This window comes from Maricaulis sp., assembly GCF_030149425.1.
Classification (GTDB): Bacteria; Pseudomonadota; Alphaproteobacteria; order Caulobacterales; family Maricaulaceae; genus Maricaulis.
Genome location: NZ_JASBRQ010000077.1, coordinates 1 through 15069, shown reverse-complemented (window position 1 = coordinate 15069; position 15069 = coordinate 1). Strand labels below are relative to the sequence as shown.

The window sequence follows — 15069 nt, the reverse complement described above, 5'->3', positions numbered from 1 at the left end:
CATGATCAAGACGCTTCTGATCGCCAATCGGGGCGAGATTGCCCGCCGTGTCATCCGCACTGCCCGCCGCATGGGCATCCGCTGTGTCGCGGTGTATTCCGATGCTGACGCCGACGCCCTGCATGTGCGCGAAGCCGATGATGCGGTGCATCTCGGCCCGGCCCCGGCCGCGGAGAGTTATCTGCTGGCGGACAAGATCATCGCGGCGGCCAAGTCGACCGGGGCGGATGCGATCCATCCGGGCTATGGCTTCCTGTCGGAAAATGCCGAGTTTGCAGACGCCTGCGCGGCCCATGACATCATCTTTGTTGGCCCGCCGGCCGATGCGATTCGCGCCATGGGGTTGAAGGACCAGGCCAAGGCCCTGATGGAAGAGGCCGGTGTGCCGGTCACGCCGGGCTATCATGGTGAGAACCAGGACCCGGAGGTGCTCAAACAAGCGGCCGATACGATCGGCTATCCGGTTCTGATCAAGGCCGTTGCCGGCGGCGGCGGCAAGGGCATGCGCAAGGTCGACGCCACCGAGGGATTCGCGGATGCGCTGGAGAGCTGTAAGCGCGAGGCGGCCAAGAGTTTCGGCGATGACCGTGTCCTGATCGAGAAATTCATCACCAGCCCGCGCCATATCGAGGTGCAGGTGTTCGGCGATACCCATGGCCGTGTCGTGCACATGTATGAGCGCGATTGTTCGCTGCAGCGCCGGCACCAGAAGGTCATCGAGGAAGCGCCTGCACCGGGTATGACGCCAGAGGTGCGGGCCGCCATGTGTTCGGCCGCCATCAATGCGGCCAAGGCGGTCAATTATGCCGGCGCCGGCACGGTCGAGTTTATCGTCGACGGCTCCGGTGAGCTGCGCGAAGACGGCTTCTATTTCATGGAAATGAATACCCGTCTCCAGGTTGAACACCCGGTCACGGAAATGGTCACCGGGCTCGACCTGGTTGAGCTGCAATTGCGGGTCGCTGCGGGCGGTTCGGTGCCGCCGCAGGATCAAATCTCGCTGCAGGGCCATGCCATGGAAGCCCGGCTTTATGCCGAGGATCCCGATGCCGGCTTCCTGCCGTCTACCGGGCCGCTCGATATCCTGCGCCTGCCCGAGGAAGACGAGCACACCCGGATCGATACCGGTGTCGCCGAGGGCGGCGAGGTGTCGCTCTTCTATGATCCGATGATCGCCAAGATCATCACCTTCGACACCGACCGCGAGGGGGCTGCCTATATGATGGCTTATGCGCTCGACGAGGTCGGGGTCTATCCGGTCAAGACCAATGCCGGCTTCATGCGCCGGGCTGTGCTTGACGAGGACTTCCTGGCCGGCCGGGTCAATACCGGCTTCATCGAGCAACGCCTCGATACCCTGGTGCCGGCGGGGCTTGATCTCAAAGGCCTCGGTTTTGCCGCCCTGGCCAGCATGATCGAAGCCGGCGAGGGCGATGATTTCGATCCCTTCGCCATCGCCGATGGCTGGCGCCTGAACGCGGCGCCGCGCCTGCGTAATCGTTTCGTTGTGGGCGAGGAGACCGTGCAGGCCGCGCTTCGCCTCGATGGCTCCGACATGATCGTCGAGGCTGGCGACGGCTCATTGCGGATCAACACCGTGGAAGGCGATTTCGACGAGGCGCTCTATCATTTCGATGCCGAGGCCGAGGATGGCCCGCTCAGTGCCGACGTTCTGCGCATGGAGGAGGGTTTTCTCGTCTCCTGCCGCGGCGATACCCGGCTTTACGCCTTCCCCCATCCGGAAGCGGCCGCCGATGCCGCCGATGCCGGCGGCGTGATCAAGGCGCCGATGCCGGGCAAGGTGCTGGCGGTCAATGTCACAGCCGGTGCCCGTGTCACCAAGGGGGATGCCCTGGTGGTGCTCGAAGCGATGAAAATGGAACACGCCCTGACCGCCCCGCGCGACGGTGTCATTGCCGAGCTGGGCGCCGAGGCCGGAGCCCAGGTGGCCGAAGGCGATATGCTGGTGACGCTGGCCGAGGACGAGGGCTAGCGCAGTTTACCAGGCGGAGACTTCCATCCCGAAAGTGTCGCCGGTTCCATAGCGAGCCTCGAAGTCCGGTCGCGTCATGGGCTCGTGCTGGGCGATGACCATCCAGTCCTTGTGATTGGTCCGGAAGGGCACGTAGTGCATCAAGCCCTGTGCTTCGACACCGTTACGGCGCGACGCGTGGAAACTGCGCACAGATTCTATCTCGCCTTTGAACATGCCGTGTCTTGCGAGCCGGCGGTGAACGGCGGCGGTTTCCTCTCCGGCCTTGTCACCGATGAACTCGCCGATATCGTCCCGGGTGAAGATCCTGAAGTCGGTCCAGGATCTTGGACTCGCATCCGCCAGCACCGGGCGGTCATCGCGGATGGCAAACAGGCCGGCACAGCCATTGGTGGTCTGTATGGTTCGTTCGAGTGAACGCCTCAGCCTGTTACTGGGGGAGGCCTGCAGCTTCTTGCGAAGCCAGTCCTGTATCTCCAGCGGTGGCGGTCGCACGCCTCGCTCCCATTGCGAGACCGCGCCCTGGCTGTATCCCAGGATAGCCGCAAGAGCCTCTTGCTTGAGGTTTTCCAGATAGCGCAGCTCTTTGAGCTTCGCCGGCCAGTCGATCTCGGTTTCTATAATCATCGGAGTGAGCAGTTGGCGATTGAATAGTGGTATTCTACCACGCCTTGCCTGCGCTTTCCCGGCCGGAAATAATTTAATAACGCGTCCGATCCGGTGGCTTGAAAACAGTAAGTACCTTCAGGCTGCGGGTTCTTTTCGCTTGGAGGAGACCAAGCGTAGGTCCTTTTGTTCGCGGAAGTGGCGGGCGGCGTAGGCCACCAGCATGTCGAAGGTTGCGACATCGGGATCGGGGATGGCGACCCGGTGCTTGAAAGTCGCCCCATCGGCTGGAGCCATGACGGCAAAATTCGGGAATAGTCGCTCCGGGACTTCCAGAAAACCGGCGAGCACAACATCGCAGTGCCGCGGGTCGCTCTCGATCCGCTTGAAAGTTGCCCAGACCCGGCTACGCATGCCTTCAAGAATCTGGATGAAATGAATGCCGTCAAAGACCAGCGCACCGGTGAGCCCGGCTTGCGGATTATTGTGAATGCCCGCGCTTAATATGCCCTTGAGCATTTTTCGCCGGGCTTCCGGAGAGCGGGAATCCCAGACAGGCCGACTATAGTAGGCCATGCGAGCGAGAAACATCTCTCTCTCCCTAACCGGCACGCGCGCGCTGCAGGAAATCGTGAATACCGTCCTTCAATGCCGCCATATCGTCGCGAAGCTGGACGGATGAGGCGGTCACCCGGTCTGCCGCATCGCCGGCATTGCGAATATTGCCTTCCAGCCGGTTGGTCGCGTTGGCGCTGTCCTGATTGCCGCGCGCGGCTTCAATGCTATTGCGCGCGATTTCCGAGATCACGGCGGTTTGTTCCTCAATGGCGGCATTGATGGTCAGCGACGCCTGATTCACCGAGTCGATCGTCTGGCTGACCGTGTCGATAGCCGACGTCGTCGAGGCAGTGGCTGATTGGACCTCGGATATCTGGTCGGCGATCTGCTTTGTTGCCTTTGCTGTCTGCCCGGCCAGGGCTTTCACTTCCGAAGCGACCACAGCGAAGCCTTTGCCGGCTTCTCCGGCGCGTGCCGATTCAATCGTGGCATTGAGAGCCAGGAGATTGGTTTGCTCGGCGATGTCCTGGATCAGCGTCACCACTGTACCGATTTCCTCGGCCGCTGTGCGCAGCTGTTCCATTGTGGTGCTGGTGGCGCGGACCTCCTTGGAGGCCGCCCCGGCCGTGTCGGTCGTATTACCGACCTGTTGGGCGATCTCCTTGGCCGAGATCTGCATCTGTTCGACTGCAGCAGAAACGGAGTGCACGCTGGCGGCGGATTCTTCAGCACCTGATGCGGCACTGGTCGCGTCGTCGAGCGCACCATGCACCGACTGGGTCATCTGCTGTGCTGCCGTGTCCAGTTCCTGAGTGGCGCCTGATAGCCTTTCCAGCAAGGCTCCGACCTCGGCATCGAACGTGTCAGCAAGCTCCGCTCTTGCTTTGGCGGCGCGCTTTTCACTCTCTTCTAGATAAACCGAGATGGCGTTCTGCATGTCGAAAAAGATTGCCCGCATCACGGCTTCGATAAATCGCTCTGCCTCTGAGAAATTGGGCCTGCCGATTGGCGAGGTGGTAACGCCCTCGCGCATGGCGCCGATCACCAGATCAGAGGCAATCGCCACATAGCCAGCAATATAGCTTTTCGGCTCCAGCCCGATCTGGGCGTGGATCTTGCCAATCTTACGCACAGCGGCGAAGTAATCATCGCCAAATTCCCCCGCAAGAATGGTCTGCCAGTGGCCCGCCTGGCGGCCTTTGGCCTGGTCACGGTGCGTGTCATCACGAAAAAATCCGTCGACCTGCGCGTTGCGGGCTGTCGTGGCGTAGAAATTGTCCAACGCGTTTTCGAGCGTCTGAGTCAGTGGGAGGCGCAGCTGGCGCAAGGTTTGCGCGCGCGCCGTTGTCAGACCGAAAAATTCAAGATCGGATGAGCGGTCGGATGGGGTCATTTTTTCACCTATTCTGAGGTGTCGAAATCAAGCCGATTCGCAATCCTATAAGACTTTTTTTATACTACTATTTTTCTGGGTTTGGTTGAGGGGCTTGGCGTCCCTTCAGGTAATCTACCCGGTCACGAGCTGCATTGATTGCATTTTTCGACCTCTTCCCACACCACGAGCGGCGGGGGGCGAAGACGGAGCATTGCGAGGCTCTGCTCGTGCCCGTTTGGTTTAAAGCGGCGCGTACGCTTCCCGCCTCAGGGGAAAACGGCACGGGTCTTGCTCCGTTGTCCGCGAACCATGCGGAGACGGATCAATGCGCGACACTTATATGGAACAGTTCTCATCGACCTGGACCGAAACGGCACTGCAGGACTTTCGCAGCCGGCCCGTTGTCGTCCGGCACAATTATCATGAGCACCAGGCTTTCTCCGATATGGCGCTGGCGGCGCTGATCGAGCGTCACCCGCGTGAGCTGACCGATATCTGCACCATGGGCGATGATGCGACTGCGCGGGACAGCTGGCGGGCTGGAGAGGCCGGCGACCTGTCCGGGCTGGAGCTGATCGATGCAGTGCGCAATGGCAAGCTCTGGATCAATCTGCGCCATGCCATGGACCAGGATGAGCAATACCGTCCGATCTTTGAGTCCATGCTGCGCGATATGCGCGCCGCGGACCCGTCCTTCCGGCCGCTTACGGCGGAAGCCGGCATCCTGATCTCCTCGCCCTCGGCTCAGGTCTTCCTGCATTCCGACGTCTCCGAGACCATGCTCTGGCATATGCGCGGGGTGAAGCGTTTTCGGACCTATCCGGTGGCCGAGCCCTTCCTCAAGGCGGAATATATGGAAGCCATTCTGCATCATGAGCAGACCGAGGATATTCCGTTCCAACCTGATTGGGACGAGGCGGCTTTCACGGTTGATCTGCACCCGGGCATGGCGGCCAACTGGCCGCTGCACGGCCCGCACCGGATCGAGAACCAGTCCGGCATCAATGTCTCTGTACCGTTTGAGATTTCCACCCCGCAATCGCGCCGCCGCAATGCCATCCATTTCGCCAATGGGCTGATGCGCCGCAGTTTCGGCATGAACCCGACCTCGCTCAACGAGACAGGGCTGGGGGCGGAGGCCAAGATCTGGCTGACGCGGATGTGGAAACTGAAGCAGAAAATCCTGCCCGCAAAGGCCAAACCGATGCCGAAATCGGAACGGACTTTCGAGGTCGACCCGGACGCGCGCGACGGGTTTATCGACCGCGAAGCGGCCTAGGCGGCGAGCGGTTTGGGGCGGAAGTCCCAGGCCAGCAGTATGCCGGCCGGGACTTCAATCATGAAAATGATGAAGCCGATTTCGCCGTGATAATACGGGTTGCTCAGATTGGAGACCCAGACGGCCGCATGGCCGACCACGGCCACCGTATAGGTGGCAAATACCCAGGGTGAGCGACGGATCAGCAGGACCAGGCTTGTGATGGTCACGCCCAAAAGGATGAAGGTGCCGTTCAGCGTGAAGCTTGATGAGTGGCGCACGATATTGGCGCCATCGAGGCCGAAATAATTCTCCGGCCAGATACCGGTTTTTAGGACCAGGATCGCGCTGACCAGAAACAGCAGGACAAATGTCTGCAGGCCCAGAAAAAAGGCGACGACCGTCGTTGTCCGGCTGTATGGCGATATGGCGCTGCGATTGCCCACAGAATACACGAGCCCCGTTCCGTTTCGCCACAGACTACACCCTGTGCTGCCCGGTACGAACCAGTATTTTTATATAGATCAGTGTCTTAGGTGGTGTGGTTGCGATTTGCTCCCGTTTGGCGTGTGGGCGGCTTTGACCCCGGACCTGAGTCGGACTAACTCAGCTTGATGGCTATGAATCTCGTCAAACTCTGCGTTGGTATCAGCTCGATCGAGCAGCTGGAGGCCTGGCGCGAAAAGGAATGCGCACGGCGCCGGGCGGCCGGAGAACCGGAACTCATCGTCCATGTCACCCGCATGATGCCGGCCAAGAAGGACGAGGTCGAGAATGGCGGATCGCTTTACTGGGTCATCAACGGCTCTATCCAGTGCCGCTCAGAGATTATCGCACTGGAACAAGTGCAGGGCGATGACGGCATCAAGCGCTGCGCCATCATCATGGCGCCGGAACTCATCCGGACATCGCCATCACCGAAACGCCCTTTCCAGGGCTGGCGCTATCTCAAGCCAGAGGATGCACCGCGCGATCTGGGCGAGGGTGCGTCAGGCGGCGATGATTTGCCGCCGGATCTGCGGGCCAAGCTGATGGAAATCGGCGCCTGGTAGGCTATTGCGCCGCATCTGGCAGCGCGATCTCGTACAGCACCGGCCAGCGCTTTCCGGTCATGAAGATACGGCCGGTCTCGGGGTCGTGGGCGATGCCATTGAGGACATTATCGCGCGGATTGCCGATATTGGCCGGCACATGGTCACGCATATTGATGACCGCGGTGACCGCACCGCTTTCCGGGTCGATGCGCAGCACTTGCGGCTGCTGCCAGACATTGGCCCAGATCTCGCCGTCAATCCATTCCAGCTCATTGACCCGCCGAACCGGCCGGCCATTGAGGGTGACCGGAAGTTCGCGGACCAGGCTCATATCTGACGGATCGAGAAAGCGCAGCACGTCCGAGCCGTCGCTCATGATCAACGCGTCGCCATTATCGGTCAGGCCCCAGCCTTCGCCGGGATAGGTGAAGGTTTCGATCAGCTCGAGTGTTTCAGCGTTGTAGATGAAACCGGTCTGAGACATCCAGGTGAGCACGAATATCTCGTCGCCCAGCCGGGTGCTGCCCTCGCCGAAGACTGAGTCGGGCAAATCGCGCTGGTCTAGGACGGCACCGCTTTCCAGATCGACCCGGCGCAGATTGGATTCGCCGAACTGCCCGGTGGACTCGAATAACTGCCCGTCGGAAATGAAAAGCCCCTGGGTAAACGCGTCCGTATCATGCGGGTAAGTGGCGACGATCTCAGGCCGGATGATCTCGATTTGGGCCTGAGCCGGCATCGCAGCAGCAAACGGCAAGACCAGCGCGGTCAACCAACGCATCATGGACATTTCTCCCCCAGGGCAATCGGAAGCGCCAGTCTAGCCCGGATTGGGGCCCTTGAAAGGCAGAGCGGCAAGATTATCGATCAGCCGCGTGTCGCCGAGACGTATAGCCGCCAGAATGCGCCCGGTCTCGCGCAGCGGGCCGGGCTCGGTTTCGGCCAGATCCGCGGCCTTGCGCACGGTGATGTAGTCGACGCCATCAAACGCCGCCTCGGCGGTGTCGCGGGCCGTCGCCAGGGCGGTTTGCACATCGCCGCCTGCAGACAAGGCATCGGCGAGCGCCTTGAGAATTTTCGGCAGGGCCGCGGCGCGTTTGCGGTCGGCCTCGCTGAGATAGGCATTGCGCGAGGAGAGGGCGAGGCCATCCCGATCCCGCCCTGTCTCGCCGGCGATGATGTCGATGGGGAAATCGAGATCGCGCACCAATTGGCGGATCACCAGCAATTGCTGGTAGTCCTTTTCGCCGAAGACGGCGACATCGGGGCGAACCTGGTTGAACAGTTTGGCGACAACAGTGGCGACGCCGGAGAAGAAATGCGGCCGGCTTTCGCTTTCCAGACCCAGGGCGGGGCCCGTCATTTCGATCTTGCTGGCAAACCCGCCCGGATACATCGCCTCGCGTTCCGGCAGATAAATCAGGTCGCACTGCGCCGTCGCCAGCTTCTCTGCATCACTCAGCATGTCGCGCGGATAGGTGTCGAAATCCTCACCCTCGGCAAACTGCGCCGGGTTGACGAAGATACTGGCGACCACGCGATCCGATTGCGCCTTGGCCAGGCGCACCAGGGACAGGTGGCCATCATGCAGCGAGCCCATGGTGGGAACAAAACCCACCGTCAGGCCGTCTTCGCGCCAGGATTTAATGCGGGCACGCAGAGCCGAGACAGTGGTGGCGTGGGGTATTTGCAGATTGATCATTGGGTGATCCGAAACAGCCGGAACTGGCTTTGCACCGGCTTACTCATAAGCGATGAGGGAGGCAAGCGGCACGACTCGCGCTAACAGCTATTGTCATGACACGCATCGGCTTTGCACTGCTTCTTCTCCCGCTCGCGGGCTGCGCCACCCTGTCGTCTGCGGATACCGGGGATGTGGAGGTTTCCATCGCGCCCACGGCCAATGCCCGGCTGGCGGATGCCACCGCGCGCGAGCTGGCGCATCTGGCGCGTTTTGATCCTCAGCAGATCGAGACTGTCGAACCGGAACTGATCGCACTGGCGCGGGCACTCAGCGAGCGCGGCGATGGTCCGGATCCCTCGGCCATGCCGGCCGCGAGTGGCCAGGCGGCAGGGGCTCCGGCTGCTCCGCCAGCGGACATGATCGACGCGCCCAGCCTGCAGCATGGGGTGCATATTGCCTCCTATCGCCACGCCCATAATGCGGTGGCCGGCTGGCAGACCCTGCAGTCCGAGCATCCCGGCTTAGGGGCACTTGAAGCGCGCCTCGAGACCCGTGAGATCGCTGGGCGGGGCACATTTCTGCGTCTGAAGGCCGGTCCGTTCGACAGCGCCGGCGAGGCGCGTAGCCTGTGTGCAGACATCGAGGCCCGCGGCGGTTATTGTATGGCTGGGGATTTTACCGGGCAGGGGCTTGAAGGTGTGTCGGAAGAGGCGCACGAATAACAGCCGCGTATGCGTCCATGGCTATTGAAGCGGGCGGGCGCGAGATAGTGTTCGGGTCATGACCACGCATTCTGCATTCAAGCTTCCCTCCCAGCCGATCGGCCGCGTGCGTGCCGGTTCCAAGGCTGCCCATGTCATCGTCGTCGGCAATGAGAAGGGCGGTGCGGGCAAGTCCACCGTCGCCATGCATCTGGCCATCGCCTTGTTGCGCATGGGCAAAACGGTTGGCGCGCTGGATCTGGATCTGCGTCAGCGCACGTTCGGCCGCTATCTGTCGAACCGTCGTGACTGGTCAGAGCGTCACGGGGTGGAATTGCCGCAACCGGCGGAAGTGCGCCTGTCACCGAGCTCGCAGCGGGATCTCGACCTTTCGGAGATGGAAGAGACCGAACGCTTTTCCAACCTGCTGAGCGATCTCAAGCAGCATTATGATTTCATCGTCATCGACTCGCCCGGTGCCGATACGCACTATTCCCGTCTGGCGCATGCCTCCGCCGACACGATTATCACGCCGGTGAATGACAGTTTCGTCGACTTCGACCTGCTCGCCGAGATCGACCCGGAGAGCTATGAGGTCGGCAAGCCGAGTATCTACAGCGAGATGGTGTGGGAATGCCGCAAGCGCAAAGCCTCGCTGGAAAAACGGTCGATTGACTGGATCGTCATGCGTAACCGCATGTCCATGCTCGATGCGCGCAATAAGCGGCGGGTCGGTGAGGGGCTGAAGCGTCTGTCCCAGCGTATCGGTTTCCGCCTGGCGCCTGGGTTCGCCGAGCGCGTGGTCTATCGCGAGTTGTTTCCGCTCGGCCTGACCTTGCTGGATCTGACCGAGGACGGGTCCACCATTGCCTTCACCATGAGCCATGTGGCCGCGCGGCAGGAGTTGCGTGACCTGCTGATCGTGCTCAAATTGCCCGATCTTGAAGGCGCTTCGATTCCGTTCTGATCATGAACATGCTTTTCAGCCTTATTGCCGGCATGGCGTTATTGGCAGCGGGCTGGTGGTTCGCCCGCCAGAAGACCTCTGATGCCGTCCGCGCGACGCGTATCGTGCTGATGGCCGGGGCGCTGATCGCGGGCACGGTGATTTCCCTGCGCGGCGTACCGGCCCTGGGTATCCCGCTCGGTCTGTTCGGCCTGGCCATGATGAGAGATATCGTGCGGCCCGCCGCCGGTGGTCAGTCTTCCCGGCCGGGCGGCCAGCACGGCCAGCCCTCGTCCACCGGACCGTCTGCGATGACGGCAGCGCAGGCGCGTGAGGTCCTGGGCGTGTCCGACGATGCCGGCGAGACGGAAATCCAGACCGCCTACCGAAGCCTGATGAAAAAGCTGCATCCGGATACCGGCGAAGGATCAGCCGCCCTGACGCGTCAGGTTCAAGCGGCGCGCGACCTGCTCCTGGATCAAATCCAGAAAAACTCCTAATTCGCGCATATATTGATTCATACACCAATAGGTAGTAATTTGGGGTTGTGGGAGAGAAACACATGACCCTTCAATTGCCGCTCTTTCGTCGCCGCAAGCCGGCGAGCCCCAAGCCCGGCCATGACCTCTTCGGTCAGCCCATATCCCCATCTATCACCGCAGACGGTGACATGCTGGAGCTGGCGGAACGCCTGCGGGCCCTCAGCGAGGATGCCTATCATGCCGGGCTGGAGCGTTGCTGTAGCCTGATTGAGGTCACCGCCTTGATGGTGGAAATGGAGGCGGGCGTGGGTTCGGCCGCGCGCGAACCCTAGACGCGCTGCACACGCGCCCCGGGCAGCTGGATGACGGCGCCGGTCAGTTCCAGTTCCAATATCTCAGCCTGGATTTCACCCGCGCCTTTACCCGACTGGCGAGCCAGCTCATCGACCGAAACCGGGACGGGTGAGATCAGGTCCAGAAGGTCACGCGCCGGCATTGGGGCGCTGTGCTCGGCGTCCTCTGCATGGGGGGTGTCGTGCTCCGGTGCCGTGTCCGTCGCAAACGGCGTGAATGGACCGTCATCCGCTTCGCGGACCTGTTCAGGCGGGGGCAGGTGTATCTGGCCGAGAAGCTCGACCACATCCTCAGCGCTCTCGATCAGATGGGCGCCCTCGCGGAGGAGGTGATTGGTTCCCTTGGCCCGCGGATCAAGCGGAGAACCGGGCACGGCCATGACCTCGCGGCCCTGTTCGCCGGCCAGTCGCGCCGTGATCAGCGAGCCCGATTTCATGGCGGCCTCAACCACCAGCGTACCGCGGGTCAAACCGGAGATGATCCGGTTGCGGCGCGGGAAGTCCCGCGCAGTGGGACGCGAAGCGAGCGGCATTTCAGATACGACCAGGCCGGTTTCAGCAATCTCGTGGTGCAAGCGGGCATGTTCGGGCGGATAGATATGATCGATGCCGCCAGCAACGACAGCGATCGTGCCGTGGGCCAGCGAACCCGTGTGTGCTGCTCCATCAATGCCCCGGGCCAGGCCTGAGGTGACCACCAGGCCCTCGGCGGAGATCGCTGCGGCCAGATCGCGCGCGAGGCGCAGGCCGACCGCTGATGCATTGCGTGAGCCGACAATTGCGCATCCAGGCCGTTGCAGCAGCTCAGCCCGGCCGCTCACCATCAGGGCGGCGGGGGCGTCAGCGATGCGCGCAAGGAGGTCGGGATAGCTTGGCTCCCCAAGCAGAAAGAGAGCGGCGTCGGCCCGGTCGACCGCCTCGAGCTCACGCTGGGCCGCGTCCCGGCTGGTGATGGAAAGATGGGCTGCGCCCTTCAGCGAGGGCAGAGCGTCCAGGGCTGTCTGGGCGTCGCCATAGCGGTCAATCAGACGACGGAAATTGACCGGCCCGATACCTGCTGTCCGGGCCAGGCGGAGTGTGGCGAGGCGGGCCTCTCTGTGCGTATCCGGGCCGTTCAAGGCGCCTCCGTTTCTGCCCCGTTTTTGTCGGCACCATCTTCTTTTGCTGCCTCGTCAGGCTTGGCTGCCGCCTTGTTCTTGTCGCCAATGCGCGGCTCCTCGCCTTTGAGCAGGCGGCCGATATTGGCCCGGTGCAGCCAGTAGATCATCACGGTCAGCGCGCCCGCCATAATCGCCACATCAACACGGCCAAAGCCCAGCGCCGCAAACGGTGCGGCCAGGGCCGCGACCAGTGCGCCAAGCGAGGAAATCCGGAAAATCGCAGCGGTGGCCAGCCAGCTTGCGATCACAACCAGGCCGACCGGCCAGTAAACCACCAGCATGGTGCCGACAAAGGTGGCGACTCCCTTGCCGCCCTTGAAACCCAGCCAGACCGGGAAGCAGTGGCCGGCAAAGGCGAGCGCACCGGCCACCAGGCCCGGAACGGTTCCGAACAGCGCCCCGAAGATGGCCGCGGCGATCCCGGCCTTGCCCGCGTCGAGCAGGAGCGTGGCTGCAGCCAAGTCCTTGCGGCCGGTGCGCAGGACATTGGTCGCACCGATATTGCCGGAACCGATCTCGCGGATATCGCCCAGCCCGGCCAATCGGGTGATGACGAGGCCGAAGGGGATGGAACCGAGCAGGTAACCGCCTAGGGCGGAGATGATCAGGAACAAGATTTCCATAGCGCTACCCGTTATAGTTGTAAATCGCCTGGCCGTCGACAAATGTTTGTATCGCGCGGCCCATGAAGCGTCGGCCAGCCCAGGCGGAGTTTCCACGCGGCGACTGGAAGGTGTCCGGATCGCAGACCCAAGGCTTGTCCCCGTCGATCAGCACCAGATCGGCCGGCGCGTTTTCCTGCAGGCGGCCCTGTGGCAGTCCCAGCAGATCGGCCGGACCGCAGGTCACCGGGCGCAGCGCCTCGACCAGGCTGAGTTCGTCGTCATGCACCAGCGCCAGCAGCGAGGCGAGCAGGGTTTCAAGCGCCATCGTGCCGGCAATCGCCATGGCAAACGGCTCGCCCTTATCGTCAAAAGGCGTGGGACGGTGATCGGAAACAATGGCGTCGATCTCTCCACGCGCGACCGCATCAATGAGAGCCCGGCGGTCTTCCTCCAGGCGCAGCGGCGGCAACATGCGCACAGCGCTGTCCAGCCCGCCGGCATCGACTTCATTCAGGCTGAGATGGGCGATGGCCGCCGTTGCAGCGACCTCGATATCGCGTTGCCGGGCGGCGCGCAGCGCGTCGAGCCCGTCACGGGTCGACAGCCGGTCGATCATCAACTTGCCGCCGGAGAGCGCGGCAATCGAGGCGTAGCGGTCAACCGCCATGCGTTCGGCAATCGCCGGTTCCGCCGGCAGTCCCATCCGGGCCGACCAGTCGCTTTCCGTAGTCACGGCATGACGCGACAGATGCGCGTCTTCCGGCCGCAGCGCGAGCCAGAGGTCGAACTGGCTGGCATAGCTCATCACCCGGCGCAGGGTGCGGCTGTCTTCGATCGTATGATCACCCTGTCCGACATAAACGGCGCCGGCCTTGGCCATCAATCCGATCTCGGCCATGGCTTCGCCCTGCAGGCGGTGGGTTGCCGCTGCAGCGGAGTGCACACGGACACCGTGCTGGCTCAGCGACCGGACCATGCCGGCAAAACCACCGGCCACGTCCAGTGGCGAGGTTTCATTTGGCGCCAGGACGACGGTGCCGAAACCGCCGGCCGCGGCCCCCGCCGCGAGACTCGACTGGGTTTCCCCATCCGAGGTCAGGGCCGGTTCCTTGGCGGCGCGCAGGTCAATAAGAGCCGGGGCGAGGATTTTCCCGCCCGCGTCGATGACGGTTTCTGCCCCGCTCAGGTCCAGGCTCTCACCGGTCTGGGCAATGCGGCCGTCCTCGACCAGCACCCCGCCGGGGCCGTCATACTCCGTCGCCGGATCGACCAGGCGCGCATTGGTGATGGCAAAACTCGTCCTCATGCGCGCGTCTCCTGGCGCAGATTGGCGCCGATCAGTTCCAGCGCGGCCATCCGCACCGCAACCCCGTTCTCGACCTGGTCCATGATCACCGAATGCTCGGGATCGTCCGCCAGTTTCGAGTGGATCTCGACGCCGCGATTCATCGGGCCCGGATGCATCACCAGCACGTCGGGCTTGGCCCGGCGGATACGCTCATGGGAGAGGCCGAACAGTTGGAAGAATTCGCGTTCAGAGGGCACAAACCCGCCGGACATGCGCTCCTTTTGCTGGCGCAGCGCCATGACGGCGTCGCAATCGGTCATGGCGTCGTCGAGATCGTGGAAGACATCCACCCCCCATTGATCAACATCGGTCGGCAACAGCGTCGGCGGGGCGCACAGGCGAATCTCCGCGCCGAGAATGTTCAGGAGGCCGATATTCGAACGGGCGACGCGCGAGTGCAGGATGTCGCCGACGATCAGGATACGCTTGCCGCCAACCCCGCCCCAACGCCGCGTCAGGGTGAAGACGTCGAGCAGGCCCTGGGTCGGGTGCTCATGCATACCGTCACCGGCATTGACGACCGCAAGATGGGTCCGGTCAGCCAGATATTGCGGTGCGCCCGTCGCGCTGTGGCGAACCACCAGAATGTCGGGCTGCATGGCCGCGAGATTGCGTGCCGTATCGGACAGGCTTTCGCCCTTCTTCGCCGAGGAATGGGCAATGGCGAAATTGACCACATCGGCACCGAGGCGCTTGGCGGCCATTTCGAAACTACCCTGGGTCCGGGTCGAGGCTTCGAAGAACAGGTTGAGCACCGTCATGCCCCTGAGGGCGTCAGACGTCTTCTCGGTCGTGCGATTGACCGCGCGCCAATGCTCGGCGCGTTCGAAGATCATCTGGATGTCAACGGGATTGAGGTCAGCCACCGAAATCAGGTGGCGGTGGGGAAAGTCGTAGGTGAAGGCCGCGCGGCTCATCATCTCTCCCGGTGTTGAAAGGCCCTGGACAAGGTTTGCGGCGGTATAG

The 15069-nt window shown here is 62.5% G+C and carries 17 protein-coding genes; 7 read left to right on the top strand and 10 right to left on the bottom strand.

Features of this window, described 5'->3' with window-relative positions; all coding sequences use genetic code 11:
- Position 1 precedes the first annotated feature (1 nt).
- On the top strand, positions 2 to 1993 hold the full coding sequence (locus Q1V57_RS13310) for an acetyl/propionyl/methylcrotonyl-CoA carboxylase subunit alpha (RefSeq protein WP_300531792.1): 1992 nt from the start codon (positions 2 to 4) through the stop codon (positions 1991 to 1993).
- Between the two features lie 6 nt (positions 1994 to 1999).
- Here Q1V57_RS13310 and Q1V57_RS13305 read toward each other — a convergent pair whose 3' ends face one another.
- The 3 genes from Q1V57_RS13305 to Q1V57_RS13295 form a co-directional block, all read right to left on the bottom strand.
- A complete protein-coding gene (locus tag Q1V57_RS13305; RefSeq protein ID WP_300531789.1) occupies positions 2000 to 2620 on the bottom strand; it encodes a helix-turn-helix domain-containing protein in 621 nt (206 codons plus the stop codon).
- A 117-nt stretch (positions 2621 to 2737) separates the two neighbouring features.
- Positions 2738 to 3190, bottom strand: coding sequence for a BLUF domain-containing protein (locus Q1V57_RS13300; protein WP_300531786.1), 453 nt, complete (start codon positions 3188 to 3190; stop codon positions 2738 to 2740).
- Positions 3191 to 3200: 10 nt separating this feature from the next.
- Positions 3201 to 4550 (bottom strand): globin-coupled sensor protein, encoded by a 1350-nt coding sequence (locus Q1V57_RS13295; RefSeq protein WP_300531783.1) that lies wholly within the window; start codon positions 4548 to 4550, stop codon positions 3201 to 3203.
- Between the two features lie 307 nt (positions 4551 to 4857).
- Between Q1V57_RS13295 and Q1V57_RS13290 the strand changes: the two genes are divergently transcribed.
- A complete protein-coding gene (locus tag Q1V57_RS13290; protein WP_300531780.1) occupies positions 4858 to 5811 on the top strand; it encodes a hypothetical protein in 954 nt (317 codons plus the stop codon).
- Here the strand turns inward: Q1V57_RS13290 and Q1V57_RS13285 are convergent.
- Positions 5808 to 6245: a hypothetical protein gene (locus tag Q1V57_RS13285; RefSeq protein ID WP_300531777.1), complete on the bottom strand. Its 438-nt coding sequence runs from the start codon at positions 6243 to 6245 to the stop codon at positions 5808 to 5810. The genes Q1V57_RS13290 and Q1V57_RS13285 overlap by 4 nt on opposite strands.
- Before the next feature lie 159 nt (positions 6246 to 6404).
- Here Q1V57_RS13285 and Q1V57_RS13280 point away from each other — a divergent pair, with 159 nt between their 5' ends.
- Positions 6405 to 6842 (top strand): DUF1489 domain-containing protein, encoded by a 438-nt coding sequence (locus tag Q1V57_RS13280; RefSeq protein ID WP_300531775.1) that lies wholly within the window; start codon positions 6405 to 6407, stop codon positions 6840 to 6842.
- A 1-nt stretch (position 6843) separates the two neighbouring features.
- On the opposite strand, the gene Q1V57_RS13275 is transcribed toward Q1V57_RS13280, so the two are convergent.
- Together Q1V57_RS13275 and panC are read right to left on the bottom strand one after the other, a co-directional pair.
- Positions 6844 to 7608, bottom strand: a complete 765-nt coding sequence (locus Q1V57_RS13275; protein ID WP_300531772.1) for a glutaminyl-peptide cyclotransferase — start codon at positions 7606 to 7608, stop codon at positions 6844 to 6846.
- Between the two features lie 36 nt (positions 7609 to 7644).
- A complete protein-coding gene (gene panC, locus Q1V57_RS13270) occupies positions 7645 to 8526 on the bottom strand; it encodes a pantoate--beta-alanine ligase (RefSeq protein ID WP_300531769.1) in 882 nt (293 codons plus the stop codon).
- A gap of 95 nt (positions 8527 to 8621) precedes the next feature.
- Here panC and Q1V57_RS13265 point away from each other — a divergent pair, with 95 nt between their 5' ends.
- The 4 genes from Q1V57_RS13265 to Q1V57_RS13250 all read left to right on the top strand — a co-directional run bounded on the left by Q1V57_RS13265 (position 8622) and on the right by Q1V57_RS13250 (position 10969).
- The gene (locus Q1V57_RS13265; RefSeq protein ID WP_300531766.1) at positions 8622 to 9230 is read left to right on the top strand and encodes an SPOR domain-containing protein; all 609 of its coding nucleotides are present in this window, start codon (positions 8622 to 8624) and stop codon (positions 9228 to 9230) included.
- 58 nt (positions 9231 to 9288) lie between these two features.
- On the top strand, positions 9289 to 10176 hold the full coding sequence (locus Q1V57_RS13260) for a division plane positioning ATPase MipZ (RefSeq protein WP_300531763.1): 888 nt from the start codon (positions 9289 to 9291) through the stop codon (positions 10174 to 10176).
- 8 nt (positions 10177 to 10184) lie between these two features.
- On the top strand, positions 10185 to 10655 hold the full coding sequence (locus tag Q1V57_RS13255) for a J domain-containing protein (RefSeq protein WP_300531760.1): 471 nt from the start codon (positions 10185 to 10187) through the stop codon (positions 10653 to 10655).
- A gap of 62 nt (positions 10656 to 10717) precedes the next feature.
- A complete protein-coding gene (locus Q1V57_RS13250) occupies positions 10718 to 10969 on the top strand; it encodes a hypothetical protein (protein WP_300531758.1) in 252 nt (83 codons plus the stop codon).
- On the opposite strand, the gene dprA is transcribed toward Q1V57_RS13250, so the two are convergent.
- Genes dprA through Q1V57_RS13230 form a run of 4 tightly spaced genes read right to left on the bottom strand, consistent with a single transcriptional unit; the run spans position 10966 to position 15020 of the window.
- Positions 10966 to 12108, bottom strand: a complete 1143-nt coding sequence (gene dprA / locus Q1V57_RS13245) for a DNA-processing protein DprA (RefSeq protein ID WP_300531755.1) — start codon at positions 12106 to 12108, stop codon at positions 10966 to 10968. The genes Q1V57_RS13250 and dprA overlap by 4 nt on opposite strands.
- Positions 12105 to 12773, bottom strand: coding sequence for a glycerol-3-phosphate 1-O-acyltransferase PlsY (plsY, locus tag Q1V57_RS13240; protein ID WP_300531752.1), 669 nt, complete (start codon positions 12771 to 12773; stop codon positions 12105 to 12107). The genes dprA and plsY overlap by 4 nt, the downstream gene beginning before the upstream one ends.
- Positions 12774 to 12777: 4 nt before the next feature.
- Complete coding sequence (locus Q1V57_RS13235; RefSeq protein ID WP_300531749.1) at positions 12778 to 14061, bottom strand: amidohydrolase family protein; 1284 nt, start codon at positions 14059 to 14061, stop codon at positions 12778 to 12780.
- The gene (locus Q1V57_RS13230) at positions 14058 to 15020 is read right to left on the bottom strand and encodes an aspartate carbamoyltransferase catalytic subunit (protein WP_300531888.1); all 963 of its coding nucleotides are present in this window, start codon (positions 15018 to 15020) and stop codon (positions 14058 to 14060) included. The genes Q1V57_RS13235 and Q1V57_RS13230 overlap by 4 nt, the downstream gene beginning before the upstream one ends.
- Between the last annotated feature and the right edge of the window lie 49 nt (positions 15021 to 15069).